Annotated in this window: 23 protein-coding genes; 6 read left to right on the top strand and 17 right to left on the bottom strand. The window is 53.3% G+C overall.

The window, feature by feature from the left end:
- Positions 1 to 75: 75 nt before the first annotated feature.
- The 7 genes from ACR64Q_RS14265 to ACR64Q_RS14235 form a co-directional block, all read right to left on the bottom strand.
- On the bottom strand, positions 76 to 849 hold the full coding sequence (locus ACR64Q_RS14265; protein ID WP_313735018.1) for an ABC transporter ATP-binding protein: 774 nt from the start codon (positions 847 to 849) through the stop codon (positions 76 to 78).
- Positions 849 to 1,658: an urea ABC transporter ATP-binding protein UrtD gene (urtD, locus tag ACR64Q_RS14260; RefSeq protein WP_313732127.1), complete on the bottom strand. Its 810-nt coding sequence runs from the start codon at positions 1,656 to 1,658 to the stop codon at positions 849 to 851. The genes ACR64Q_RS14265 and urtD overlap by 1 nt, the downstream gene beginning before the upstream one ends.
- Positions 1,655 to 2,767: an urea ABC transporter permease subunit UrtC gene (urtC, locus tag ACR64Q_RS14255; protein ID WP_313732128.1), complete on the bottom strand. Its 1,113-nt coding sequence runs from the start codon at positions 2,765 to 2,767 to the stop codon at positions 1,655 to 1,657. Before urtC ends, urtD begins: the two co-directional genes overlap by 4 nt.
- A 376-nt stretch (positions 2,768 to 3,143) precedes the next feature.
- Positions 3,144 to 3,530 (bottom strand): lysozyme inhibitor LprI family protein, encoded by a 387-nt coding sequence (locus tag ACR64Q_RS14250; RefSeq protein WP_081733769.1) that lies wholly within the window; start codon positions 3,528 to 3,530, stop codon positions 3,144 to 3,146.
- 412 nt (positions 3,531 to 3,942) lie between these two features.
- Positions 3,943 to 5,607, bottom strand: a complete 1,665-nt coding sequence (urtB, locus tag ACR64Q_RS14245) for an urea ABC transporter permease subunit UrtB (protein ID WP_409521185.1) — start codon at positions 5,605 to 5,607, stop codon at positions 3,943 to 3,945.
- Positions 5,608 to 5,762: 155 nt separating this feature from the next.
- On the bottom strand, positions 5,763 to 7,061 hold the full coding sequence (urtA, locus tag ACR64Q_RS14240; RefSeq protein ID WP_026601510.1) for an urea ABC transporter substrate-binding protein: 1,299 nt from the start codon (positions 7,059 to 7,061) through the stop codon (positions 5,763 to 5,765).
- A gap of 26 nt (positions 7,062 to 7,087) precedes the next feature.
- Positions 7,088 to 8,344 (bottom strand): hypothetical protein, encoded by a 1,257-nt coding sequence (locus tag ACR64Q_RS14235; RefSeq protein WP_313732129.1) that lies wholly within the window; start codon positions 8,342 to 8,344, stop codon positions 7,088 to 7,090.
- A gap of 177 nt (positions 8,345 to 8,521) precedes the next feature.
- Here ACR64Q_RS14235 and ACR64Q_RS14230 point away from each other — a divergent pair, with 177 nt between their 5' ends.
- From ACR64Q_RS14230 to ACR64Q_RS14210, 5 genes are all read left to right on the top strand, one after another.
- The gene (locus tag ACR64Q_RS14230) at positions 8,522 to 9,265 is read left to right on the top strand and encodes a hypothetical protein (protein ID WP_313732130.1); all 744 of its coding nucleotides are present in this window, start codon (positions 8,522 to 8,524) and stop codon (positions 9,263 to 9,265) included.
- A 687-nt stretch (positions 9,266 to 9,952) separates the two neighbouring features.
- A complete protein-coding gene (locus ACR64Q_RS14225; RefSeq protein WP_313732131.1) occupies positions 9,953 to 10,450 on the top strand; it encodes a hypothetical protein in 498 nt (165 codons plus the stop codon).
- A 75-nt stretch (positions 10,451 to 10,525) separates the two neighbouring features.
- Positions 10,526 to 11,068: an REP-associated tyrosine transposase gene (locus ACR64Q_RS14220; protein WP_026601505.1), complete on the top strand. Its 543-nt coding sequence runs from the start codon at positions 10,526 to 10,528 to the stop codon at positions 11,066 to 11,068.
- Positions 11,069 to 11,385: 317 nt separating this feature from the next.
- Positions 11,386 to 14,763: a hybrid sensor histidine kinase/response regulator gene (locus ACR64Q_RS14215; protein ID WP_313732132.1), complete on the top strand. Its 3,378-nt coding sequence runs from the start codon at positions 11,386 to 11,388 to the stop codon at positions 14,761 to 14,763.
- Positions 14,760 to 15,689, top strand: a complete 930-nt coding sequence (locus tag ACR64Q_RS14210; protein WP_020482636.1) for a response regulator transcription factor — start codon at positions 14,760 to 14,762, stop codon at positions 15,687 to 15,689. The genes ACR64Q_RS14215 and ACR64Q_RS14210 overlap by 4 nt, the downstream gene beginning before the upstream one ends.
- Before the next feature lie 74 nt (positions 15,690 to 15,763).
- On the opposite strand, the gene fabG is transcribed toward ACR64Q_RS14210, so the two are convergent.
- The 6 genes from fabG to ACR64Q_RS14180 form a co-directional block, all read right to left on the bottom strand.
- Positions 15,764 to 16,492 (bottom strand): 3-oxoacyl-ACP reductase FabG, encoded by a 729-nt coding sequence (fabG, locus tag ACR64Q_RS14205; RefSeq protein ID WP_020482635.1) that lies wholly within the window; start codon positions 16,490 to 16,492, stop codon positions 15,764 to 15,766.
- On the bottom strand, positions 16,485 to 17,441 hold the full coding sequence (gene fabD / locus ACR64Q_RS14200) for an ACP S-malonyltransferase (protein ID WP_020482634.1): 957 nt from the start codon (positions 17,439 to 17,441) through the stop codon (positions 16,485 to 16,487). The genes fabG and fabD overlap by 8 nt, the downstream gene beginning before the upstream one ends.
- Before the next feature lie 2 nt (positions 17,442 to 17,443).
- Positions 17,444 to 18,412: a beta-ketoacyl-ACP synthase III gene (locus ACR64Q_RS14195; RefSeq protein WP_026601503.1), complete on the bottom strand. Its 969-nt coding sequence runs from the start codon at positions 18,410 to 18,412 to the stop codon at positions 17,444 to 17,446.
- A complete protein-coding gene (plsX, locus tag ACR64Q_RS14190; protein WP_081733767.1) occupies positions 18,409 to 19,437 on the bottom strand; it encodes a phosphate acyltransferase PlsX in 1,029 nt (342 codons plus the stop codon). The genes ACR64Q_RS14195 and plsX overlap by 4 nt, the downstream gene beginning before the upstream one ends.
- Positions 19,438 to 19,647: 210 nt before the next feature.
- On the bottom strand, positions 19,648 to 19,830 hold the full coding sequence (gene rpmF, locus ACR64Q_RS14185) for a 50S ribosomal protein L32 (RefSeq protein WP_020482631.1): 183 nt from the start codon (positions 19,828 to 19,830) through the stop codon (positions 19,648 to 19,650).
- A gap of 1 nt (position 19,831) precedes the next feature.
- Positions 19,832 to 20,350 carry a YceD family protein gene (locus ACR64Q_RS14180; RefSeq protein WP_020482630.1) on the bottom strand — a complete coding sequence of 173 codons (519 nt, stop codon included), beginning with the start codon at positions 20,348 to 20,350 and terminating at the stop codon, positions 19,832 to 19,834.
- Between the two features lie 68 nt (positions 20,351 to 20,418).
- Between ACR64Q_RS14180 and ACR64Q_RS14175 the strand changes: the two genes are divergently transcribed.
- On the top strand, positions 20,419 to 20,997 hold the full coding sequence (locus ACR64Q_RS14175; RefSeq protein WP_026601501.1) for a Maf family protein: 579 nt from the start codon (positions 20,419 to 20,421) through the stop codon (positions 20,995 to 20,997).
- Between the two features lie 59 nt (positions 20,998 to 21,056).
- On the opposite strand, the gene ACR64Q_RS14170 is transcribed toward ACR64Q_RS14175, so the two are convergent.
- From ACR64Q_RS14170 to ACR64Q_RS14155, 4 genes are read right to left on the bottom strand one after another with little or no spacing between them, the layout of a single operon-like run.
- Positions 21,057 to 21,920 carry an HDOD domain-containing protein gene (locus tag ACR64Q_RS14170; protein WP_026601500.1) on the bottom strand — a complete coding sequence of 288 codons (864 nt, stop codon included), beginning with the start codon at positions 21,918 to 21,920 and terminating at the stop codon, positions 21,057 to 21,059.
- Positions 21,921 to 22,496 carry a lytic transglycosylase domain-containing protein gene (locus tag ACR64Q_RS14165; RefSeq protein WP_026601499.1) on the bottom strand — a complete coding sequence of 192 codons (576 nt, stop codon included), beginning with the start codon at positions 22,494 to 22,496 and terminating at the stop codon, positions 21,921 to 21,923. It abuts the gene before it with no gap.
- A gap of 24 nt (positions 22,497 to 22,520) precedes the next feature.
- Complete coding sequence (purT, locus tag ACR64Q_RS14160) at positions 22,521 to 23,717, bottom strand: formate-dependent phosphoribosylglycinamide formyltransferase (protein ID WP_026601498.1); 1,197 nt, start codon at positions 23,715 to 23,717, stop codon at positions 22,521 to 22,523.
- On the bottom strand, positions 23,714 to 25,306 hold the full coding sequence (locus ACR64Q_RS14155; RefSeq protein ID WP_026601497.1) for a MutS-related protein: 1,593 nt from the start codon (positions 25,304 to 25,306) through the stop codon (positions 23,714 to 23,716). The genes purT and ACR64Q_RS14155 overlap by 4 nt, the downstream gene beginning before the upstream one ends.

Raw genomic sequence — 25,306 nt, 5'->3', positions numbered from 1 at the left:
GGGCTATGCCCGTTTTGCAAATCTTCCTTTATGACCTTTAGGTTACTAGCCCCTCTTTTGCAAAGGGGGGAATATTCAGACTGTGAGGTAACGCTTGACCATGTCATCGGCCAACTCGTCCATTGCACCGACCGCCACATGTCGGCCACGGTCCATGATGCAAAACTGATTAGCCACCTTACGGGCGAACGGCAGTTTTTGTTCCACCAACAACACCGTTACCCCCAGTTCTTTATGGATGCGGTCGATGGCTTGATGGATTTCGCCGGTTTCCGGTTTGGGAATCGGTGTCGCCACGCCACGCGATTTGTTCAGACGAATAATCACGTCGCCGATTTCGCTGACGATGTTGGGCTGGATGCCTTCGGTCGGTTCGTCCAGAATCAACAATCTGGGATTTAAGACCAAGGCCCGACCAATCGCCAATTGCTGCTGCTGGCCGCCGGACAGGTCGCCGCCCCGGCGTTTGAGCATTTGTTTCAATACCGGAAAAATCTCGAAAATGCTGTCCGGGACTTTTTTGATACCGTGTTTGTTGGCGGCGCGCAGGCCGGTTTTCAGGTTTTCTTCCACGGTCAATAGCGGAAAGATTTCCCGGCCTTGCGGCACGTAACCGATACCAAGTTCGGCGCGGGATTCGGCTTTGGCTTTGGCCAGTTCCACGCCGTCGAACTGAATGCTGCCCTCGGCTACCGGCAATAGGCCCATGATGGCTTTCAGTAAGGTGGTTTTGCCGACGCCGTTGCGGCCCATCAGGCAGACGCAGGCGCCGGCCGGTACGCTCAAATCCAGGTCCCACAGGGTGTGGCTGGCGCCGTAGTATTGTTGCAATGCGCTGATATTTAACATCATCCCCCCAGGTAAACTTGAATCACGCGAGTATCGTTTTGCACTTCGTCCATGGTGCCCTCGGTGAGCACCGAGCCTTCGTGCAGCACCGTGACTTTGCGGGCGATGCTGCGCACGAATTCCATGTCGTGCTCGACGACGACGATGGAATGCTTGCCTTGCAAGGACAACAACAGTTCCGCGGTACGTTCGACTTCCTGATGGGTCATGCCGGCGATGGGTTCGTCGACCAGCATCACTTTCGGGTCTTGCATCAGCAACATGCCGATTTCCAGCCACTGCTTTTGACCGTGCGACAGCGCGCCGGCCAGTTGCCGTTGTTGGGCGGGCAGGGCGATGGTTTGCAATACATCCTGGATGCGGTCGCGTTGCTCGCCGTTGAGTTTATGAAACAAGGTCGGCCAGGTCCGCTTGTCAGTTTTTAAGGCCAGTTCCAGGTTTTCGAATACGGTCAACGCGTCGAACACGCTGGGCTTTTGAAACTTGCGGCAGATGCCGGCCTGGGCTATGGCCGGTTCGTCCAGTTCCAGCAAATCGATGGTCTGGCCGAAAAACACCGAGCCGCTGTCGGGCTTGGTTTTGCCAGTAATCACGTCCATCAGCGTGGTCTTGCCAGCGCCGTTGGGGCCGATCAGGCAGCGCAGTTCGCCGTCGTCGATGTATAGCGAGAGATGGTTCAGCGCCCGGAAGCCGTCGAAGCTTACGCTGACGTCTTCCATGTACAGAATCGGGCCGTGGCGGGCGTCGACCTCGCCGTCCAGCGGTAGGCTGGCGCCGCCTTCAGTGGTAGTTGCAGCCGAGATCATCATGCCGGTTGTCCTCCGGTAGCGTTAAGAGTAGGTTTGGGTTTGCTGCGACGGCGCAGCAGGCCGACGATGCCGTCGGGCATTAACAAGGTGACCAGGATGAAGGCGCCGCCCAGGCAAAACAGCCAGGCATCAGGCATCAGGCCGGTCAACACTGTTTTGGCGTAGTTGACCAGCACCGCGCCGATGATTGCGCCGTACAAGGTGCCGCGCCCGCCGACCGCCACCCAGATGACGATTTCCAGGGAATTGAGCGGTGAGAATTCGCTGGGGTTGATGATGCCGACCTGCGGCACATACAGCGCGCCGGCCAGTCCGGCCAACATTGCCGCGAACACGAACACCCAGAGCTTGAACAATTCCACCCGATAACCAAGAAAGCGCACCCGCGATTCTTGATCGCGAACCGCCGTGACCACCCGGCCCAGCTTGCTATTCACAATCCAGCGGCACAGCAGTAAAGCGCCGATCAAGCTCAGGCCGGTCATTAGTAACAATACCGAACGGACGGCCTCGGATTGGATATTGAAGCCCAGGATGTCTTTGAAATCGGTGAGGCCATTGTTGCCGCCAAAGCCCATTTCGTTGCGGAAGAAGGCCAGCAGCAGCGCGTAAGTCAATGCTTGGGTAATGATGGACAAATACACGCCGGTCACCCGCGAACGAAACGCCAGCCAGCCGAACACGAAGGCCAGCAAACCGGGGGCGAGGAATACCATCAGCATCGCGAAACCGAAGTTCTCGAAGCCGTACCAGTACCAGGGCAGTTCGGTCCAGTTCAGGAACACCATGAAGTCAGGTAATTCTGCGTTGCCGTAAACACCGCGGGTACCGATCTGCCGCATCAAATACATGCCCATTGCGTAGCCGCCCAGCGCGAAGAATGCGCCTTGGCCGAGAACCAGAATCCCGGCGTAGCCCCAGACCATGTCGAGTGATAGGCCGAGGAGGGCAAAGGTCAGGTATTTGCCGATTAGGGAGACTGAGTAAGCCGAGAAATGCAATGCGGAATCTTCGGGGAAGATTAGGTTGCAGAGGGGGATTAATAGGGTGACGCTTGCTAGGGCGAGTAGCACTGAAGCGTAGGTTTTGTCTTGGTTGAATATGTTCATATCTATTCCGTTAAACCAAATTTTGTGTCGCTATCGCGACGGTTTTTTGTAAGTCGGGTCTCGGCCCGACAGCCGAGATACTTTCTTTTGCTCCGTCAAAAGAAAGTACCCAAAGAAAAGGCGGCCCGGATGCCGCTTTGATCCTGCGCGCCGAAGTTTTTGAATGGGGTTGACGGAAGGGGCTTCCTGCCCCTCCGTCAACGCGATGCATCCCTGCATCGCCCCTGCGGGCTGATCCATTCAAAAACTTCGGTGCTCGGCGCGGCATACGGGGTTAAAACCATCAGCCGCCCGAATTTACGTAGGGTGGGCAACTTTGCCCACCTTTGGCTGTGGGCTCGGCTTGGGCGCTTATATAGTGTCCACCCTACGACTCTTATTCGAAATTACTTAAAATATTATTCAATTCTCTAATTTGTTGTTCAGCCATACCTGACTTGCAATATGTGTAGGATGATGCAACCCATGATGATGAACCTCCATTAATATCTGCCTTTACAGAGCAAAACTGTTCTCGATATTTCATCCAAGTCATTTGAGATACGACTAAATCATCAGCTTGTTTTTTATATGAATCGGACTTAGAAAGAATTTCTAATAACTTTTTATATGCAACATCTAGCTCTTTTTCTGCGGTTTCTAAAGATGATTTAGCATCACAGTCGGACCTTATTCCGCTACCTGTTGGAAGTTCGTCGCATTCATTTGAAAATGCGTTTGACGAAAATAACACTAGAGTAAATTGCAATACGATTAATCTCATTGGAAACCCCGTAACTTGAAATATGTTTCAACAGAGTTTAGGAGTTGTTTCCATGTTTTGTAAATCTTATAAACTTTCGCTTGTTCCAATTCGACGCATACAGGGATTCGCAGTTAGTTAAGCTATCGATCCACTTTAAATCTCGCTACGGGTTAATCCCCTCTGCCGCGCCGAGCACCGGAGGGTTTGAACGGAATAGCCCGTTAGGGGCGTCGCATGGATGCGGCGCGTTGCATGCAGGGGCTGGGAAGCCCCTTCAGGCAACCCCGTTCAAAACCGAGGAGCGCAGGGAATAAGCGGCAGCGGGGTGGCCTTTTCTTTGGATACTTTCTTTTGGCCAAGCAAAAGAAAGTATCGCGGTCGCCGGTCCGCGAACCGGCATTCAAACACCGTCGCGGCAGCGACACAAAAATTAAGATTCCGCCGCCCTCCCTTTCTGTGGAAACAATCCCCTCGGCTTCTTCTGAATAAACAAAATAATAAACACCAACACTAAAATCTTCGCCAACACCGCCCCCGCATAAGGCTCCAACACCTTATTGGCAATGCCCAATGAAAAACCCGCTACCAAAGTACCGAATAAATTCCCGACTCCGCCAAACACCACCACCATGAACGAATCCACGATGTAAGCCTGTCCCAAATTAGGTCCAACGTTGGTGATCTGACTCAAGGCCACGCCAGCCACGCCAGCTATACCGGAACCCAAGCCAAACGTCATCGCATCGACTCTAGCAGTAGGAATACCCATTGCCCTGGCCATACCGCGATTTTGCGCCACGGCGCGGACTTCCAATCCCAATTTTGTGCGTTTCAAGATTTGCAGCAGGGCGGTAAACACCAGCAGGCAGAAGATCAGGATGTAAAAGCGATTCCAGGTCAGCGACAGAAAGTCGTTGATCTGCCAGGAGCCGCTCATCCACTCGGGCGTCGATACGCTGCGATTTAAGGGTGAAAAGATCGAACGCACGGCTTGTTGCAGAAATAAACTCACGCCAAAAGTCGCCAGCAGGGTTTCCAGCGGTCGGCCGTACAAAAAGCGGATGATGCCGCGCTCGATGGCAATACCGACCAAGGCGGCGACGATAAACGCCATTGGGATCGACAAGATCAAGGCCGTGCCCAAATAATTCGGCATGATTTGTTGCATCACGTAAGTGGTGTAAGCGCCCAGCATCATCAGTTCGCCGTGGGCCATATTGATCACGCCCATTACCCCGAAGGTGATGGCCAGACCAATCGCGGACAACACCAGTACCGCGCCCAAACTCAAACCAAAGAACACGGTTTCGGCGACGGCGTAGGCTTGCATGCGTTCGCGGATTTTGATCAAAGCCGCTTCGGCCAGATTGCGCACGTCGCTGTCGGCTTCCAGGAAATTGCCGTCGGCATCTTTCTCGATAACCGCTTGCAGTTTGTTGACCACGTCCTGGCTATCCAGGTCTTTTAAGGCGGCGATAGCGGCGATGCGTTGGTCTTTTTCCGGGCTGTTGATGTCTTGCAATAACAGCATTTTGTTAATCGCGGTTTTGATGTCGGCATCGGTTTCGTTGGCCAGATGATCGCGTAATAAAATCACGGCTTTGTCGTCTATCTCATTGGCCAATGCTTGTACGGCGATCAGGCGCAACACCGGATCTGCGTCGTTCAATTGCAGCAACGCGATGGTTTTGCGCAGCACGCCGCGTAGCTTGTTGTTTAAATTGATTTTACCTACCGCGCCGCGCTCTACTTCCGCCAATGCCGCGCCGCTGAGCGGATCGCTGAGTTGGTAACCGGCGGCGCTTTCCTGCGCAAGGACCAGCTTGCCTTCCGCTTTGAAGTCGAACAGTTTGCCGTCCTGCAGGGCTTGCAATAATTTCAGGTTATTGCTGTCACTGCCTAGGGTTTCGATGGCGAGTTCGCGCTCTGTCATATTACCTGTTCTGAGTTGCTCCAACGCGCTACCCGCTTGTTGGGCGAGGGCTGTGTGCATATTGAGCAGCAGCATCGCCAGCAAGTAGCCGGTAAATTTGAGAAGCTGTTTAAAAACGCCGCCGACTGTTAATCCGGCCTGAGTAGAAGTTTTAGTCATCATGCTCAAGAAGCTGTCCTTGGGGGAACGATAAGCCGGGTGTGAGCCGGGCGGCGTTTTTAAACGGGTTCTAAAACGGGGTGTGTGCATCGTCTGTCCTCTTTTGGGGGGCGAGGCCCGCGGCATCCTGCCGTGAACCTCGCGGGTAACATCCGCTGTTAATAGTTCTGTCCTGAACACTTTTTGGTTTTGGTGTTGTAGTTGCCGCAGCTGATCGGCGCGGTCCAGTCGGCGATGATCGGTTTGCTGTCGGGCAGGAAGTCCGACCAGGCGTCGCCATCGACCAGTTTGTTGGTTTGCCAGACGGTGACGAATTGACCGTCGTCTTGAATCTCGCCAATCAACACCGGTTTGCTGATGTGATGGTTAGGCAGCATTTTCGACATACCGCCGGTCAGGTTGGGGTACTCGACGCCGATCAAAGCTTTTTGTACCGCGTCGGAATCCGTGGTGCCGGCTTTCTCGACCGCTTTCACCCACATGTTAAAGCCTATGTAATGCGCTTCCATCGGGTCGTTGGTCACGCGTTTCGGATTCTTGATGTAGTCCTTCCATTGCTGAATAAAGGCCGCGTTTTTGGTGGTATCCACGCTCATGAAGTAGTTCCATGCCGCCAAGTGGCCGACCAGCGGTTTGGTGTCCATGCCGGATAATTCTTCCTCACCCACCGAGAAAGCGATGACCGGGATTTTTTCCGCAGAGATGCCTTGGTTGCCTAGCTCTTTATAGAAAGGAATGTTGGCGTCGCCGTTGATGGTGGAAACTACAGCGGTTTTCTTGCCGGTAGAGCCGAATTTTTTGATGTCGGCGACGATGCTTTGCCAGTCGGAATGACCGAATGGGGTGTAGTTGATCATGATGTCCGCCGGTTTAACGCCTTTGGATTTTAAGTACGCTTCCAGGATTTTGTTGGTGGTGCGTGGGTAGACGTAATCGGTACCGGCCAATACCCAGCGTTGCACTTTCAGGTCGTTCATCAGGTAATCGACCGCCGGAATCGCTTGCTGGTTAGGCGCGGCGCCAGTATAGAACACGTTTTTAGACGATTCTTCGCCCTCATATTGCACCGGGTAGAACAGGATACTGTTCAACTCTTCGATCACCGGCAATACCGATTTCCGGGAAACGGAAGTCCAGCAGCCGAAGATGGATGCGACTTTGTCCTTAGTGATCAACTCGCGGGCTTTTTCCGCGAACAACGGCCAGTTGGAGGCCGGATCGACGACCACCGCTTCCAGCTTCTTGCCCAGCAAGCCGCCTTTTTTGTTTTGCTCGTCGATCAGCATCAACATGGTGTCTTTTAGCGTGGTTTCGCTGATCGCCATCGTGCCGGACAGGGAGTGCAAAACGCCAACTTTGATGGTGTCTTCGGCGCGGGCGGTCGATGCGCCCAGCAGCAGCGACGATAGCGCGGCGCCCAGTGCCAGTTTACGTAAGGGATTGCTCAGTAAATTCATCGTGATAGTCCTCTGTTATTAGAAAATTAAATTTGCCACTGGAAGCCGACCATGACTTGGCTGGCATTCTCGCCGCTGGCGGTGGATTTGTAGTTCAAGCCTTTGGTCAACAAATCGCCGTATTGGTAGCTGGCAAAAATCTTGGCGTTGTGGCCGTCGATGATGTAGTTGACGCCGCCTTCGTAAACTTCGCGGTTGGGGCTGTTATCCGGCGACACATTCACGTAGCGCAAAAACGGTTGGAATTGGCCGATGCCGATTTTTTGCGGGAACAGATACATGCCGCTGATATCGTAGGCGTTGCCTTCGAACATAGAGAACTGGGCCGGCGCGCCGACAGCGCCCTCTGCATCGCGGATGGCTTGGCTATACGGACCGGTAATGCCGTAGTTTTTGTACTCGCCGTTGAAGGTGACAACGCCGCCGCCCGGCAACACTTTTTCCATCAACACGTCGGCGGTGGTGCCGCGGAAGCTGCCGGGAGAACCCAGCGCACCAGCGCCATCTTCTTGATATTGGTTGGCTACGCCGACGGTCAGAATGTCGCCGCCTTTGCCGTAGTAAGTGCCGGAAGTGTAATAGCCTGGATTTTTCTCGACGTCCCAGAAGTTGTAAGCAAAGCGTTGCGCGTACATGATATTGTCGTCGACGTTGGCTCCGCCGCGCAGGCCACGGAAGAAACCGGCCGCATATTGGAAACGGCCGTCGAACACCGCGCCCCAGAAGGTGGCACCGTCGTCACGGCCGAATGAGCCGGCCGAGGTGCCGTCGGATTTGATGGTCAGGTTGTAGTCGGAAGGCTCGAACGGCGTGCCGGCGGAGAAGATGTTGTACACCGCGCTGTAGAACGGACCGTTCATCTCTCGGCGCTCCGCAGGGACCAGCATCCGGCCTACCCACAAGTTGGCGTAGGGTGTGACTTCGAATTTGCCGATCGCGTCCAGCACCCGCACTTCGCCGCCGTTGCCACAGGTTTGGCAGTCGGTGTTGAATTCTACTTTCAGATATTTATGAATCTGGCCGTTGATGTATAAACGAATATTGTCCAGATTAAAGTCGTTGCTCCATTTGTCGGCGTTCGCGCCAACCGAGCCTTCCTGGGCGCGGAAGCTGGTGCGCAAACCGGCACCGACGCTGACCCATTTGGTGTCGTCGATTTTAAACGTTGCGCCAGCCTGCGCCTCGGGCGCCTGTCCCAGGCCGATGGCGCCCAAGGCCACCCCGCTCAGCAAGCCGATGGTCCGGCTGCTTAATTTTTGTGGGTTAAAACCAGTCATTTGCATTCCCCTTTATCTGGATTAAACAAACCATTGCCGGCGGCGATGGCGATTGAAAACGTCGGGGAGATTGTTGAATTTTGCAGACAGCACCACAATCGGGTAAATGACTCATCAGTCATTTGACGTATGGCTGGGAAATTGGGGTTTACGTAGAGTGCGGCTTAACTTGGGAGATTTACGATGACGAACAAAACATCCAATTTTTATGGTATTGCAGGCTGGTGTGGATTGGCATTGCTGCTGATGCGCCCGGTCTCGGCCGAGCCGGTGGCAGACGCCGTTAAACCGTTGCAGGCGATAGAATTTGTGTTGGCGGAAGACAATTTACGGCAATTTGCCACGCCGATTGACACCGCGCCGATAGCCGAACGAGTGCGCGCGAATCTGACGGAGTGGGAATTCCCGCTAGCAGCCAAAGGCCCTTACAGCCACCGTTTGCAGGCCAAGCTGGGCAAAGTCTCCCACCGCGAAACGCCGGTGGGTTTTTCCTTTTCTAGCGGCAATTCCGATCCGCGTGCGACCGACTTTCAAAAAGCCGATGTGTTGCCGATTACTTGTACTTTGCGCGATGCCGGCAATCAGGCCGTTTTATTAGAGCGCGAATCGACGTTTAGCGCCCATGCCTTGGATAAAGATGTATTGCCGGCGCGGATTGTCGATAAATTGGTCGATCAGATTGGTACCGCCTGTCTGGATGTGTTGGAACATGCGCCGCTACCGAAACAGGCCGGTCGCGTGAAAACCGAGCTGTTTAAACCCAAGTGGATGCCGGATGTGCGGGTGGAAGTGAGGGAAGTGTCGGGTGCGGTTGATGCGAATGGCGTGGCGCAGCCGGCGGCTGTCGGCGACGAGCCGAAGAAGGAGATTATTATTCATAATCAGGGGACGCCGGTGATATTTCAGTTTGGGTATGAGAGGAAGTGATTGGTTGTCGTGCTCGCGGGGATGCGGGCATCTAGGGCCAGGGATGGTTGCTTTTTCTTTGTGTTTTAGAACTTGATGACCGCAATATTGGGAAGGTCTGTTGTTCCTTCTCCCTCAGGGAGAAGGCTAGGATGAGGGGGTACGAAGGTGTCGCTATCGCGACGGCTGGTTTTAATGTCGGGTTCACGAAACACATCCATGTGTTCCGCCCTCCGGGTGCTTCGCATGCAAATCGGCTATCCTGCCGATTTGTCGGCCCGACAGCCGAGATACTTTCTTTTGTTTGGCCAAAAGAAAGTATCCAAAGAAAAGGCCACCCGGAATTCCGCCATAATCCTGTGCTTTTACGAAAACCATCCATGGTTTTCGCCCTCCAGGCCAGCCTATCGGCTGTTCAAATTTGCTCCAGGCAAATTTGTCGCTTTTGGCGAGGGTTTTCGGAAGGGGCTTCCCAGCCCCTCCGAAAACGAGCGGCATCCCTGCCGCTCCCCTGCGGGCTGATCTCGCCAAAAGCTGCGATGTTCGGGGCGGAATAACGGGAATAGTCCACTCCAACGGTTATTGTGTGTAGCTAAGGTTTTTTGGTAGGCTGGGTTGGAACAATAGTGTTAACCCAGCTTCGGCCTATATTGCTGGATTTCGCGAAGCTCCCTGTCTACGGTCTTAATCTAAATACCCGAAAAATTCATGACTAAATTCTATTCCTTCATCGGAAAATACCTCCCTGAAATTATTGCTTTGAGTTCCTCCGCTTTAGCGTTTGTTTCTGGTATTTATCTTGGTAATAATTTCGATATTATGTGGTTGAATAGAGCGGGAGCTCTAATAACCATCGTTGCCATTATGCTGGCTGCATCAAGGTTTCATGACGAAGTTGCAAATGAGTCATTAGAATACTTAAAAAGAAATCATAGCGCTTATAGCCTGCCTGCTTTGGATGAATTCGAAAAAGAAAACGGTGTGGCACTTTCAGACGACGAACATCACATATATGCTCTCAGAATCATAAATATTATTCTTGAAAATTTGAATAACAAACAATGGTGCGTGGATTATGTCAGTTCAATTATCGAACCAGGTAAGCGCCGCATTAAAGTTTTGGAGTTTTATCTGGCTTGCTTCGGTACTTTTTTAAACGGGTTTGGCGATTATTTCCTTAATTTGCTGAAGGAACTAGCATCGTAGGGTGGGCACACGCTTTTTGTGCCCACGCGGGAAAACCACAACCCCCAATTTAATCGTCGAAAATTAACGATCAAAATGTCCCGTTACCGCCGTTCGCAAAATCCCGGTGCAACGTATTTTTTCACGGTGGTGACGTATCGGCGGCAGGCGATTTTATGCGATGAACCGATACGGGAGGCTTTGCGCAAGGCGATTGCAAGCGCTCGCGCGAAACGACCGTTTAACATCGACGCCTGGGTTTTGCTGCCGGATCATTTGCATTGTATTTGGACGTTACCGGTTGACGATGGAGATTTTGCAACCCGATGGAGCGTGATCAAACGGCAGGTGAGCGTGGTTTGTGGCGATGCATACTGGCGGGCCGAATGGATCAATGCATCGAAACAAAAACATAGGGAATCGACATTATGGCAACGCCGGTATTGGGAACATCAAATTCGCGATGAAACCGATTTTACCCGGCATATGGATTACATTCATTACAATCCGGTGAAGCATGGTTATTGCCACCAAGTCAGAGAATGGCCTTATTCAACGTTTCATCGATATGTTAAGGAAGGCGTTTATTCGATGGATTGGGGCGGTGATGGTGTTGATGATTTGGTTGCGGGGGAATGAGCGGTTTGTCCGCGTGGGCACAAAAAGCCGTGCCCACCCTACGCATCGGGATGGTTTTTGTCCCGTATGCCGCGCCGAGCACCGGAGCTTTTGAACGGATCAGCCCATAGGGGCGATGCATGGATGCATCGCGTTGCCGAAGGGGCAGGAAGCCCCTTTCGGCAACCCCGTTCAAAAGCGAGGAGCGCAGGAAACAAGCGGCATTCGGGTGGCTTTTTCTTTGGATACTTTCTTTTGGCCAAGCAAAAGAAAGTATCTCGGCCGTCGGGCCGAGACCCGACTTCAAAAACACCCGTCGCGTTAGCGACACAACATAAATGAAAGCCATCCACCAAAACATCACTAAAATCCGCCGCGACTACAACGCCCTGGTCGCCAACGAAACCCTGGAAGACTACGCGCTACGGTACGCGCCGCGCAGCTTCCGGAAATGGAGCGAGTTCCAGGTGGCTAACACCGCGTTCGGCTCGACTTCATTTCTGGTGCTGGAAGCTATCGGCGGCTTTTTGTCGATCAATTACGGCTTTACCAATGCCTGCTGGGCGATTCTGATCGTCGGCATCGTGATTTTCATCACCAGCTTGCCGATCAGTTATTACGCGGCCCGCTACCATATCGACATCGACCTACTTACTCGTGCGGCCGGTTTTGGCTATATAGGCTCCACCGTTACTTCGCTGATTTACGCCTCATTTACCTTCACGCTGTTCGCGCTGGAGGCTTCTATCATGTCGCTGGCGATTGAATTGTATTTCCAGATTCCGCTGGCCGTTGCGCATGTGGTCAGTGCGGTGATTGTGGTGCCCTTGGTGACTTTTGGTATTACTACCATCAGCCGGATGCAACTGTGGACCCAGCCGATTTGGCTCGCGCTGCTGATTGCACCTTACATAGCCGTGGCGCACGCCGAGCCCGAAGCGCTGATGACCTTAAAGACTTACTTCTGGATCGCCGGCAGCGGCGAAGGATTTGATTGGCTATTGTTCGGAACCGCCACCACCGTGGCATTTTCGATGGTGGCGCAAATCGGTGAGCAGGTGGATTTTCTGCGCTTCATGCCGGATAAAACCAAGGCCAATAAATTCAAGTGGTGGGCGGCGATGCTGGCGGCCGGTCCGGGCTGGATCGTGTTTGGGGTGGTCCGGCAAATCGCCGGCGCCTTGTTGGCGCATCTGGCGATTCGGCACGGCATCAGTCCGCAGCATGCCCACGAGCCGACGCAAATGTATCTGGTGGCGTATAACGAGCTGTTCGAGAATCCGCAATGGGCCTTGGCAACCACGACCTTATTCGTGGTTCTCAGCCAGATCAAGATCAACGTCACCAACGCTTATGCCGGTTCGCTGGCCTGGTCGAATTTTTTCTCAAGGTTGACGCATAGCCATCCGGGGCGGGTGGTGTGGTTGCTGTTTAACGTGCTGATCGCCTTGTTGTTGATGGAATTTGGCGTGTTCGGCGCGCTGGAAAAGGTATTGGGTTTGTTTTCGAATATGTCGATTGCCTGGATCAGCGCGGTGGCGGCTGAGTTGATGATCAATAAGCCTTTGGGACTCAGCCCGAAGGAAATCGAATTCAAGCGCGCGTATTTGTCCGACCTCAATCCGGTAGGGATGGTCGCGACGTTTGTGGCATCGGTGGTGTCGATTCTGGCTTACGTGGGGCTGTTCGGCGAATGGCCCAAGGCTTTTTCGGCGTTTATTGCGCTCGGATTTTCTTTCGTGCTGGTGCCGGTGATCGCAATGTGTTGTGCCGGCAAACATTATCTGGCTCGCGACCGGAAAAAGCATAATCGCAAATCGCATGATAAATGCTCGATTTGCGAGAACGAATTCGAGCACGACGACATGGCCTACTGCCCGGCTTACGCCGGCAGTATTTGTTCGCTGTGTTGCACGCTGGACGCGCGTTGTCTGGATGCCTGCAAGCCGGGTTTTCGCTTTGATGACTATTTGGAGAGTCTCGCCAGGACTTTGATGCCGGATTTTATCGGCATCACTGCGCGTTTGCGCTTGTTGCGCTTTGGCTTGCTGTTTGGTTTTCTGACGATCCTGACCGGGATATTTATCAGCATCATTTATTACCAGGATTTACTGAGCGTCCGACAGAATCAACCGGCCTTTGGCTTGTTGATCAACAACTTCCTGAAAATTTATGCATCCTTGCTGGTGTTTATCGGCCTTTGTACCTGGTGGCTGATTTTGAACGCGGAGAGCCGGCGGGTGGCGCATGAGGAAACCGCCAAGCAAACCCAATTGCTGCTGCAGGAAATCGAACAACACAAGCAAACCGATCTGAAGTTGCAGCAGGCCCGGCGGATGGCCGACGCCGCCAATCAGGCCAAGAGCCGCTTCCTGAGCAATATGAGCCACGAGATCCGCTCGCCGTTGAACAGCATCGTCGGCTACGCTCACATTTTAAATCAGGACCCGAATATCCCGGAAAACCGTCGGCAAGCCGTCGATACCTTAAAGCGCAGTGGTGAGCACTTGAGTGCGCTGATCGAGGATATTCTGGATATTGCCCGCATCGAGGCGCGCAAATTCGATTTCAAATACCAGCCTATCGATTTCCCCGGTTTTATCGAACATCTGGTGCATGTCTTCAAAGCGCAAGCCGAAGATAAGGGCTTGAGTTTTAATTGCCAATTGACCACAGTGCTGCCGCAACGCATCCGCGGCGATGAAAAGCGAGTAGGGCAGATCTTGATGAATTTGCTCGGCAATGCCATCAAATTCACCGGTCAGGGCGGCATTGTATTTCGGATCGGGTACAGCAGCGGCGTAGCCAGCTTTCAGGTGTCCGACACCGGTAGCGGCATTGACGAGCAGCAATTGCAAAATATTTTTCAGCCCTTCACGCGGCTGGATACACCGACCGGCAATGCGGTGTCAGGTAGCGGTTTGGGGCTGACCATCAGCAAAATTCTAACTGAGGTGATGGGCGGCGAGTTGGCGGTGCAAAGCCGAGTGGGCGAGGGTTCTACGTTCAGCGTAAGGCTGTTGTTGCCGAGTTTGGGTGTAGAAAATGAAACCGAATCGCACGGGCCTGTCATTGGCTATCAAGGCGCGCGCCGGCGGATCATGGTGGTGGACGACCAGCGAGAACATCGGGAGTTATTGTTGTCCTTGCTCGAGCCATTGGGGTTTTATCTGGAAGAGGCCGATTCCGGCGAGGCTTGCTTGGAGAAAGTGGTGGAACAGCAACCCGATTTGATCTTGCTGGATATTTCCATGAGCGGTATAGACGGTATAGAAACCGCGATGCGTCTGCGCGAGCGCGGTTTACAGATGCCGATTGTGGTGCTGAGCGCCAATGCCTATCCCGGTGATCGGCTGGCGGTGTTAAATGCCGGCTGCAACGATTTTCTGTCCAAGCCTATTCAGGTGCCGCAGCTGATGAGCAAGCTGAAGCTATATTTGTCACTGGCCTGGATCTATCAAGACGACGCCGCGCCGGCGGTTTCCGAAAAACTACCCGAACCGATGCTGGTGCCGCCGCCGGAATTGTTGCAAGCCTGCGTGGAATATGTACGAATCGGCGACTTGTTGGGCCTGAAGAAAGTACTGGCACAACTCGGTCAAACCGAGCCGCGCTACAGCGCCTTCTTTGCGAAGCTGATGGTTTTAGCCAACCAGTTTCGGGTGGGCGAAATCAGGAAGCTTTTGAATATGCACAAACAGGAGGTGTCCCGATGATGGACGTATCCGCCAGCAATGGCACGGTGTTGATAGTCGACGACACACCCGGCAATTTGGCCCTGTTGTCCGATACGCTGTCCGAAGCCAATTATCGGGTATTGGTGGCTACTGACGGTTGTTCGGCCATCGAACAGATTCAATACGTCAAACCCGACATCATTTTGTTGGATGTGATGATGCCGGGCATAGACGGCTTCGAGACCTGCAGCCGGCTGAAAGCCGATCCGACGACCGCGCCGATTCCGGTGTTGTTCATGACCGGTTTGAGCGAGCTGGACGATTTGCTGCGCGGCTTTGGCGAAGGGGCGTTGGACTACATCGTTAAGCCAATTCGGCCGGCGGAAGTGCTGGCGCGCATTGAAGTACATTTGACGCAAACCCGTAATTTACGGCGGGCCGAGAGCTTGCTGGACCATCACGATTTTGCCGCTATAGCCGCAGACGCACTCGGCCGTATCGTATGGTTGACGCCGGCAGCTAAAGAATGGCTGGATGATTTTTGCGAATTGCAGGGATTGGCTCGGGCTGCGAATGACATGCTCCCGGAGTCGCTGCGGGGCTGGTTTCAACGCTGGTTGCGGCAAAGCGGGCGAAATGATGCGGAAGCCGAATCCGAGGCACATCGTTTGGCGCCGGGTTTTACGCTTAGAGTCAGCGCCTGTCAGAATCCGGATGAATATCTGCTGCTATTGCAACGGGAAGACGCGCAATGGACGCCGGAAACCCTGCGCGACAAACTGAAGCTGACGTTTCGCGAGGCCGAGATTTTGATGTGGATTGCCCGCGGCAAAACCAATAAGGAGATCGGTATCATCCTCACCACCAGTCCCAGAACGGTGAATAAACATCTGGAACATATATTCGAAAAATTGGGTGTTTCCACGCGGGCGGCGGCGGTGGCGATGGTGTTGCAGCGCGGTTAGTTCAAAGCTAACAAAAAGGCCGGCAATCTTATGGATTGCCGGCCTTTTTTGGGTCTGGAGAAACGTTGCCGCCTTTAAGGCATGTACATGCCGCCATTCACATGCAAAGTTTCGCCGGTGATGTAGGAGGCTTGCTCGGAGGCCAGGAAAGACACCGCATGGGCAATTTCTTCCGGCTGACCCAAACGGCCCAGCGCAATCGAACCCAGCAGCGCATTCTTAATGTCTTCCGACAGTTCCTTAGTCATATCGGTATCGATAAATCCGGGTGATACGGTATTTACGGTGATGCCGCGCGAACCGACTTCTTTAGCCATGGATTTAGCAAAGCCGATCATTCCAGCCTTGGCCGCCGCGTAGTTGGCTTGACCGGCATTGCCGGTGGAGCCCACGACAGATGAAATGTTGATGATGCGGCCGTAACGGACTTTCATCATAGCGCGCAACACGGCTTTGCTCATCCGGAAGATCGAGGTCAGGTTGGTGTTGATAATGTCGTCCCATTCCTCGTCTTTCATCCGCATCAACAAGTTGTCGCGGGTGATGCCGGCGTTGTTGACCAATACTGCTGGGGTGCCGTAGGCGTCGCCGGTGGTTTTTATAAAGCTTTCGATGTCGGCGGCGTCGGCGACATTGAGTTTGTAGCCTTTGCCGTTCTCGCCCAGATAAGCGGAAATAGCCTCCGCGCCGCTGTCTGAGGTGGCGGTACCGACGACAAAAAAACCGTCGGCTACTAACTTTTCGGCAATGGCCCGGCCTATGCCGCGGCTGGCGCCGGTAACAATGGCGAGTTTTTTATCCACGGAGTTGCTCCACAACGTTGTTGATGGTTTCGGGGTCGTATAGTGTGTAATGCGCGGCATCCGGCGCTATGCGTTTGTTTAAGCCGACTAATACTTTGCCGGGTCCGCATTCGACAAAGGCGGTAACGCCTTGTTCGTGCATGAATTTGACGCTTTCCACCCAACGTACCGGTTTGAATAATTGTTCTTTCAACGCGTAGCGAATCACTTCCGGCGAACCGTGCGATTTGACGTCGGCGTTGTGGATCAGCGTGCTATTCGGCATCTCGACGTTAAGGCCTTGCAGTATTTCGTTTAGCTTGTCGGACGCGGCTTCCATCAGAGCGCAGTGGGACGGCACACTAACCGGCAACTTTAATGCGCGTTTGGCGCCGAGTGCCTTCAAGGCTTCCATCGCGCGTTCCACCGCAGCGGTTTCGCCGGCGATGACGACTTGGCCAGGCGCGTTGAAATTGGCGGCGGCGACGATGTCGCCATTGGCGACTTCGGCGCAGGTATTGACGACTTGATGATCTTCCAGGCCCAGAATAGCCGCCATCGCGCCTTTTCCTGTCGGTACCGCTTCCTGCATCAGTCGACCGCGCTCGGCCACCAGACGAATGGCGTCTTCATAGCCCAACGCGCCCGAGCAGACCAGGGCGGTGTATTCACCCAAGCTGTGGCCGGCCATCCAGGCGGGTTTGATGTCGGATTTTTCGCACCAGGCCCGCCATACCGCAACGCCGGCCGCCAGCATAGCCGGCTGGGTGTTATGTGTTTGGTTCAAGTCGGTGTCCGGGCCGTTCGCGACCATATTCCACAGATCGAAACCCAGCACGTCGGAAGCTTGTTCGAAAGTTTGCTTGACCAATGGGTTGGCGGCGGCCAGCGTGCCCAGCATGCCGACAGCTTGCGAGCCTTGTCCGGGAAATACGAATGCCAGATTGTAACTTTGTTCTATCGTCGTCATGTTTAGTACCTAATTAATGCGGAACCCCAGGTAAAGCCGGCTCCAAAAGCTTCCATTAATACGGTTTGTCCGCGTTGAATGCGGCCGTCGCGCACACCTTCGTTAAACGCCAATAACACGGAGGCGGAGGAGGTGTTGCCTTGGTTTTCCAGGGTCAGAATCACTTGATCCATGGACATGCCCAGTTTTTTGGCAGTGGCGGCGATAATGCGCGTGTTGGCTTGATGCGGCACCAGCCAATCGATATCGCTTTGCTGCAAGCCGTTGGCTTCCAGGGTTTCATCGACAATCCGGCCCAGCGTGTTGACCGCGACCTTAAATACTTCGTTGCCGCGCATGCTGATGTAAGCCATTTCGTTTTGTTTGGCGACTGCCGCTACCTGCGGATTGGGACAATACAATAAATCTTCGTAGCCGCCGTCGGAATGAATATGCGTGGACAAGATGCCCGGTTTGTCGCCTGAGGTCAGCAAAATTGCGCCAGCGCCGTCGCCGAACAGAATGCAGGTGCCGCGGTCGGTCCAATCGACAATGCGCGAGCAAATTTCCGTGCCCACCACCAGTACGTTTTTGGCAAAACCGGTTTTCAGGTATTGATCGGCGATGCTTAGCCCGTAGACAGAACCGGAGCAAGCGGCTTGAATATCGAAGCCGACACATTGCTTGATGCCCAGGCGTTCCTGCAACAGGCAGGCCGTACTGGGATAGACGCGATCCGGCGTGCCGGTGGCAACGATGATCATATCGATGTCTGTCGCAGCAATGCCGGCCGCCTCAATAGCTTGTCTGGCGGCGATTTCCGCCATGCTGGAAGCGGTTTCGTCGGGGCCGGCTATGCGGCGGCTTTTGATGCCGGTTCTTTCATAGATCCAGCTGTCGGACGTGTCCACCGTGGCGGAAATATCGTCATTGGTGCGTATGGTTTCGGGCAGATAGCCGCCCGTACCGATAACATGAGTCCAGCGTGTCATTCATCAACCTTTTGGGTCAGCGCGAGTTCTAGTTTTTCGCTGATTTTACGAATAACGCCCTGCGCAACTTCCACTTCCGCCAAATGGATGGCGGTTTCGAAAGCCAGTGCGTCGGCGCCGCCGTGGCTTTTGATTACCAGGCCGCGCAGGCCGATGAAACTTGCGCCATTATAGAGACGCGGGTCTATGCTGTCTTTAAAGCGCTTTAAAACCGGATAAGCAATCAGGCCTGCTAATTTGGTCAGCCAGTTTTGCGAAAAACTGTCCTTCAGTTTGCCGCCTATCATTTTTGCCGCGCCTTCTATCGATTTCAGGGCCACGTTACCCACGAAACCGTCGGCGACGATCAAATCGACTTTGACGCTGCCGGCGTTGATCGAGTTGCCTTCGACGTAGCCGATATAATTCAGCCCGGAATTTTCCAGTAATTTCGCGGCGGCTTTGACTTGTTCGTTGCCTTTCATGTCTTCTTCGCCGATGTTTAGCAAGCCGATGCGCGGGCGATCGATGTTTTCCACGGCCTTGACCACTTCTTCGCCCATGACGGCAAACTGGTACAGATGTTCGGCGCTGGAATCGACATTGGCGCCTAAATCCAGCATGTGGGTGTGGCCAAAAGTAGACGGCAGTGTGGAAATAATCGCCGGGCGTTCGATGCCGGGTATCATTTTCAGCACAAAACGGGCTGTTGCCATCAGTGCTCCAGTGTTACCGGCGCTGACGCAGGCATCGGCCTTGCCTTCCTGAACCAGATTAATCGCCACGCGCATGGAAGAATCTTTTTTATTCTTCAAGGCTTTTTGCGGCGCTTCATCCATTTCGACCACTTGCGAGGCGTGTTGAATACTGATCCGACCTTTAAACTCGACCAGCGCTTGGGATAGCAGGTTACCAAGAACCGATTCATCGCCAACCATGATCAGATTTAAGTCCGGATTTTTTCTTAAACAGGCCAGTGAGGCGGGAACGGTAACTTGAGGACCGAAATCCCCACCCATGGCGTCAATTGAGAGAGTTGAGCTCACGCTTAGGACTAACTCCAGTAGTTGAAAGGAGCCAACAGCTGTCCAGCGACGCGTTGGCTTACCCAGAGACTATCAATAAATCAAATATTACTGCCCGTCGTGCTGACGATTGCGCTGGAAAACGCGATACTTGCGGCCGGTCTTGGACTGAGGGCTGCTCGACTCGCCTTGCGAATGGGCAGCGAGTCGGCCTATGGCAGTTTAAAACGATTAATCTTCGTCGTTGCCGGCAATGATTTGACGGCCTTTGAAGAAACCGTCCGGCGTCATGTGGTGACGCAGATGAGTTTCGCCGGTCAATGGATCCTGAGCCAGGGTTTTGCCGACTAATGCGTCGTGTGAACGACGTTGACCGCGTCTGGAACGCGATACTTTGCTCTTTTGTACTGCCATTTCAATCTCCAGTTTTTTTAAGTTTTGCTAAAACAGAAAAAGGGTTGTTAGCCTTAGTCTGACTATCTATTGCGCTGTAATCGGCATCTTCCGAACGGTTGTGCGCGAGACAATCGTGTTCATGCCGAGGGTAGTCGGGCAATGCCAGCAGGATTTCGTCTTCGATCACGGCGTTTAACGATAGAGTGTCGCCGTCCAGTAATAGCGGTTCGCAATCGTCCAGTTGCTTTGCTTCCTGTAGCGAAGAGACAACAGCCAATTTAAAATCGATATCCAGCGGCCAAGTCAGTGCTTGCAAACAAGACTGACACGCCAATTCCACAACACCCTCGATATGGCCGGCAACCACGATGCGTTTGCCTTCCTTACCAAATTCGATCTTGGCGCTAACGCTGCCGCCATGATCGATCACGCTATCAGACAAGCGCTCGAGCGCAGCGATTTTTATATCCCCGGATAGCGCGCCTCGTCTTTCGGCGAACAATAAGGGATCGATATGGTCGGGAAACTTGTCTGACATAACTGTACAATCATACAGATAACTAACTGTTGCGTCAAACGCACACCTACTCAAACCACTAACTACCGATGACCGCCATAGTCCTTGCCTCGAGTTCGAAATACCGCCGCCAATTGTTGGAAAAACTGGGTCTGGATTTCCTTAGTTGCAGCAGCGACATTGACGAGAGCCCGCAATCGGGCGAATCGCCGGACGCTTTGGTACACAGATTATCGCAGGCTAAGGCTGAAGAAGTCGGCAAAACATACCCTAATCATTTAATCATCGGTTCCGATCAGGTTGCCGTGCTAGGCCAAGAGATATTGGGAAAACCCGGCGGGCGCGACGCGGCAATTCAACAACTTGCCAAGCAATCCGGCCGGACGGTGCAATTTTATACTGGTGTCTGTGTTTTGAATAGCGCAACGGGCCGAAGCTTAAGCGATATGGATGTTTGTAGCGTGCATTTCAAAACGCTGACATCGCCGCAGATTGAAAAGTACATCGATATGGATCGGCCCTTCGATTGTGCCGGCAGCTTCAAATCCGAGGGCTTGGGTATCGCGCTATTCAGTAAAATTGTCGGCGAGGACCCCAATGCGCTGGTCGGTTTGCCGTTGATAAAACTGGTGGTGTTATTGGAAGAATTTGATGTCTCTGTTCTTTAGTGGGCGGCGACACGCCGGGCTTGCTTATGCCTTTGTTTAAAGATTTATAGCCAATACCGCTAATGAAACTTCTTAGTCGGGCCAAGTAATTCAAACATCTGCAAAAATTCCTCCTCGACTTGTTCCATCATCGAGATGATTTGCTCTCGGGTTAAACGCACCAGCGTTAACGATTGATTGGAGAATTCCGCAACGGCTAATTCCAGGCCATCGGCTTGTTGGCCGCTATCGACCAAGCGCGCCGCCATATGCAGCAAATGAGCGTCCAATTTGTGCACTTGGGCATCGGCGGGTTCCAGATAGCAGCTTGTGGTTTCGTACAGGGATTCCGGTAAGCCCCAGGTTTTCAGCAATTCCCCGCCGACCTCTGCATGAGTAAAGCCGATCAGTTCTTGTTCGAAGCCGGCCAACAAGGCGCGGTTATGGTTGGCGGCAAGTAATGCTCTAAGATATTGCTCGGGCATTTTTTGACTGAGTAGCAGTGAGCCAATGTCATGCAGTAGACCGGCCAGGAACAGTCTTTCGGTATGCAGCACGGCGCTGGCTTTTGCCAGCAGACGGGCAATGACCGCGCAATGTATGCTGCGCATCCAGAACGAGGTCATGTCGATCAGTTCGTCGGGAATTTTTCCGAAGCGATCAACAACCGTGGTAGCCAATACCAGATTACTCAGGTCGTCGATGCCTATTACGGTAACGGCGCGGGAAATGGTGTCGATTTTGGCTTGAAAACCGTAGAAAGGACTATTCACTACCCGCAACAACCGTGCGCTCAGAGCCGGATCCTTGGCGATAACCTTGCCGATGTCAGCCAGTGAATAACGCGAATCGCGGATCATCTCGCTAAGTTGGAAATAAATGTCGGGTAGGGAAAATAGCTCGGTCGAGCCGGCAATCAATTGCTTGATGGCAGCAGCTTTCAATTAACTCTTCCGATACAGCGCCATGACGTGCTGCACGTAATTGCGGGTTTCGGGATAGGGCGGTACGCTATTATTGTATTTCATCACCGCGCCTTCGCCGGCATTATAACCGGCTACCGCCAAGGTCAGATTGGAGTTGAACATCGCCAGTAAATCTTTCAAGTAACGGGTACCACCGTCGACATTTTGCTCGGCATCGCGCCGGTCGGTGACACCGTAGCGGCGCGCGGTATCCGGCATTAACTGCATCAAACCCACCGCGCCGGCCGACGATACGGCATTGGGGTTATAAGCCGATTCGGCTTGGATCACCGCGTGCAGCAGTTTGGGGTCCATTTGATGTTTGGCCGCAGCCTTGGCAACCAAATCGTTAAATTTGAGTTTATTACCCGACATGAACTTTAGGTCGCGGCTGTATGTGCGCGGCCGGGTGCGGATGATCAAGCGGTAATCGAAGCCTTTTTTCGGCTCATCGGTGTAATACACTCGACCGCTAGGATCGGTGTATTTGAAAATGTCCGCCCCCGCATCGGTGATTAGCGTTATCGATAGTGTGACAATCAGCAGGGGTCTCATCGCGTCACCTTTTACCGATTGAACTCATTCAGTCACGCTAATCAGGCTGGCCGCCCGGACTGCTTTGGCTCGAGCCTCGCTGACGTTGTCGGCCGTGGCGAGTGCTACGCCCATGCGCCTTGACACGAAAGCTTCCGGTTTGCCGAACAGGCGAATGTCGGTATCGGCTATAGCCAATGCTTTTTCCAAGCCCTGATAGGTCACGGCTTTGGCGTCTATGCCGCCCAGAATCACCGCGCTGGCGGCGGTTTTATCCAAAGTGGTGCTGACCGGCAAGCCAAGAATGGCGCGGGCATGTAAATCAAATTCACTTTGCCGTTGGCTGGCCATCGTCACCATGCCGGTGTCGTGCGGTCGGGGACTGACTTCGCTAAACCAGACTTGATCGCCGTCGATGAACAATTCCACGCCGAATAAACCCAAGCCGCCCAAGGCAGTAGTCACTTTGTCGGCGATTTGCTGGGATAAGGTAATAGCCTTTGCGCTCATCGCCTGCGGTTGCCAGCTTTCCCGATAATCGCCGTTTTCTTGGCGGTGGCCTATCGGTTCGCAGAAATAGGTATGTACCTGGCCGTCTCCGTCCAGCGCGCGCACCGTGAGCAAAGTAATTTCAAAATCAAAATCGATCTTGGCTTCGACGATCACTTTACCGGTGTCGGCGCGACCGCCAGCCTTGGCGTAATCCCAGGCGGCTTGCAATTGATCGGCGCTTTTCACCATGGACTGACCCTTACCGGACGACGACATGGTGGGTTTGATAAAGCAGGGGTAGCCAATGCCACTATCGACTGCGGATTTCAGTTGTTCAAAGGTTTCGGCAAACGCGTATTTCGAGGTGGGTAGTCCGAGTTCAGCCGCAGCTAGCTCGCGTATGCCCTCGCGATTCATCGTCAATTGAATCGCTCTGGCGTTGGGTACGACGGTAGTTTGGCCTTGGACTTCAATTTCCGCCAGTGCATCGGTGGCAATTGCTTCGATTTCGGGGATGATGTAATGCGGCTGTTCGCTGGCAATCAGCGTTTTCACTGCATTTGCATCGGTCATGTCTATCACATGGCTGCGATGCGCGACTTGCATGGCCGGCGCACCGGCATAGCGATCAACTGCAATCACTTCCACGCCGTAGCGTTGCAGCGAGATGGCGATTTCTTTGCCCAATTCGCCGCTGCCCAGTAATAAAGCTTTGGTGGCGCTGACGCTGTCAGGGGTGCCTATTTTCATGATTTCGCTAAATAGTTATCGATGTCTTGCTTGGAAAAACCAATTTTTTTCGCCACACGGTCGGCGTGACTGACCCGGGAAATGCCGGCGATCAATTTAAAAGTCGGCAAGTCGTCGGCAAATTCCACTTGTTTGGGGACTGCGATTTTTCTTTTCACAAACTCGTCCACCAGTTGATGGTTATGGGTAATTAAAATGGTGCTGTTGCCTTTGCGGTAAAAACCGTCCAGCACGTCGATAGACGACTGCATCTTCTCTTCAAAGGTAGTGCCTTCCGCCATTTCGTCAAGCACCACCAAGCTTTTTGCGGTGCTGGCCAGGAAAATATCGCGAGTGCGTTTCAATTCTGTGCCGAAACGGCCTTCGCCGTCGTCGAGGTGACTAATCTCTGGGCATTGATAGAAAATCCGGTCGGCGACGCTCAAGCTGGCAGCTTGGGCCGGCACGAAACAGCCGATTTGCGTCAGCAATTGAATTTGGGTGACGGTTTTGCAAAATGCGGTTTTACCGCCGCTATTGGGACCCGTCACGCAAACCAGGCGCTCGTCGTCCATGCTGAAATCGTTGCCGACATAATCTGGGTTTTTTTGGCCCAGTACCGGGTTTTTCGCCGCGACTAATTTGATATTGTGATGTTCGTTGGCGTTCAGTTCCGGCAGCACCATCTCGCTACCGTAATCTTCGGCATACTTAATAAAGGCTAGCAATTCGTCGAGTTGGCCCAGGCCATCCAGCATATCGCCGAGCGCCTGTGAATTACGATAGATGTTGCGTAACGGAATGATGCAGTTGTCTCGATCATAACCGCCGATTACCGGAATATAAGCCAAGGCCAAGGGCAGAAAAAACACCGAAGCGACCGACAAGCCGTCACGGGTGACCTGAAACATATCGGTCGGGAAAATTTGCATCAAGCCCCAGATCGCGGCGATCAGCAAGCCGATCAACATCGGTTTGAACAAGGTGGGCCGGAAGATAGTCGCCGGCGAGAACGAGTTTTTGCGTTCCTCCTTGCTTTGCAGGCCTTTCTCACTGTTGTAGACCGGGCCGACCATCAGCGAGTATTCGTTGCTGTGCGAAAAATTGCCGATCTTCTCGAAGACGCTTTGCAGATAAGGACTTTGCGGCTTGCCGGAGTTGTAGATAGCACCGACCAGACTCAAGACCACGCGTACGCCGCGCACATATTGTTTGTAGCCGTAACCTTCGATTTGATGGTCTTCGCGCGCCGTGCCGAAACCACCGAGAAATTCGCCGAATAACAATAAATAAAGCCGGTTTTCCGCTGAGGCAGCGTTGGCGATAATATTTTCGACGTTGGCGCGCACATCCGGATTGTCTTGAATTTCCCGCACCGCTGCTTGTTTGGCGGCTATCGCATCCAGATCGTTCAAGGGTTGGCTTAGCGAGCGATACAGCACGGTTTTACCGGCTGTAGTGCTGGCGTAGTTGACGTAATCGAACAGTTCGTCCACTTCAATGGTGTTAAACGCGCCTTGATCAATGACGCCTTCACCGGTGGGCAAGGGTTGGCTCGACCGCACTGCCGGCCATTCGTCGTTCCAGCTTTGTAAGATGTTTTGTTGCAT

Source organism: Methylomonas sp. 2F7, from assembly GCF_057126975.1.
This window is presented reverse-complemented; position numbering and strand designations above follow the sequence as displayed.

Coding starts and splice junctions, on each gene's coding strand:
- ACR64Q_RS14180 (WP_020482630.1), bottom strand. CDS start 20,350: ATGTCAGACAAGTTTCCCGACCATATCGATCCCTTATTGTTCGCCGAA.
- ACR64Q_RS14165 (WP_026601499.1), bottom strand. CDS start 22,496: ATGAGACCCCTGCTGATTGTCACACTATCGATAACGCTAATCACCGAT.
- urtB (WP_409521185.1), bottom strand. CDS start 5,607: ATGATGACTAAAACTTCTACTCAGGCCGGATTAACAGTCGGCGGCGTT.
- ACR64Q_RS14175 (WP_026601501.1), top strand. CDS start 20,419: ATGACCGCCATAGTCCTTGCCTCGAGTTCGAAATACCGCCGCCAATTG.
- ACR64Q_RS14210 (WP_020482636.1), top strand. CDS start 14,760: ATGATGGACGTATCCGCCAGCAATGGCACGGTGTTGATAGTCGACGAC.
- ACR64Q_RS14195 (WP_026601503.1), bottom strand. CDS start 18,412: ATGACACGCTGGACTCATGTTATCGGTACGGGCGGCTATCTGCCCGAA.
- urtD (WP_313732127.1), bottom strand. CDS start 1,658: ATGATGATCTCGGCTGCAACTACCACTGAAGGCGGCGCCAGCCTACCG.
- ACR64Q_RS14250 (WP_081733769.1), bottom strand. CDS start 3,530: ATGAGATTAATCGTATTGCAATTTACTCTAGTGTTATTTTCGTCAAAC.
- ACR64Q_RS14235 (WP_313732129.1), bottom strand. CDS start 8,344: ATGCAAATGACTGGTTTTAACCCACAAAAATTAAGCAGCCGGACCATC.
- ACR64Q_RS14225 (WP_313732131.1), top strand. CDS start 9,953: ATGACTAAATTCTATTCCTTCATCGGAAAATACCTCCCTGAAATTATT.
- ACR64Q_RS14220 (WP_026601505.1), top strand. CDS start 10,526: ATGTCCCGTTACCGCCGTTCGCAAAATCCCGGTGCAACGTATTTTTTC.
- rpmF (WP_020482631.1), bottom strand. CDS start 19,830: ATGGCAGTACAAAAGAGCAAAGTATCGCGTTCCAGACGCGGTCAACGT.
- ACR64Q_RS14230 (WP_313732130.1), top strand. CDS start 8,522: ATGACGAACAAAACATCCAATTTTTATGGTATTGCAGGCTGGTGTGGA.
- purT (WP_026601498.1), bottom strand. CDS start 23,717: ATGAAAATAGGCACCCCTGACAGCGTCAGCGCCACCAAAGCTTTATTA.
- ACR64Q_RS14215 (WP_313732132.1), top strand. CDS start 11,386: ATGAAAGCCATCCACCAAAACATCACTAAAATCCGCCGCGACTACAAC.
- urtC (WP_313732128.1), bottom strand. CDS start 2,767: ATGAACATATTCAACCAAGACAAAACCTACGCTTCAGTGCTACTCGCC.
- fabD (WP_020482634.1), bottom strand. CDS start 17,441: ATGACGACGATAGAACAAAGTTACAATCTGGCATTCGTATTTCCCGGA.
- urtA (WP_026601510.1), bottom strand. CDS start 7,061: ATGAATTTACTGAGCAATCCCTTACGTAAACTGGCACTGGGCGCCGCG.
- ACR64Q_RS14155 (WP_026601497.1), bottom strand. CDS start 25,306: ATGCAACAAAACATCTTACAAAGCTGGAACGACGAATGGCCGGCAGTG.
- ACR64Q_RS14265 (WP_313735018.1), bottom strand. CDS start 849: ATGTTAAATATCAGCGCATTGCAACAATACTACGGCGCCAGCCACACC.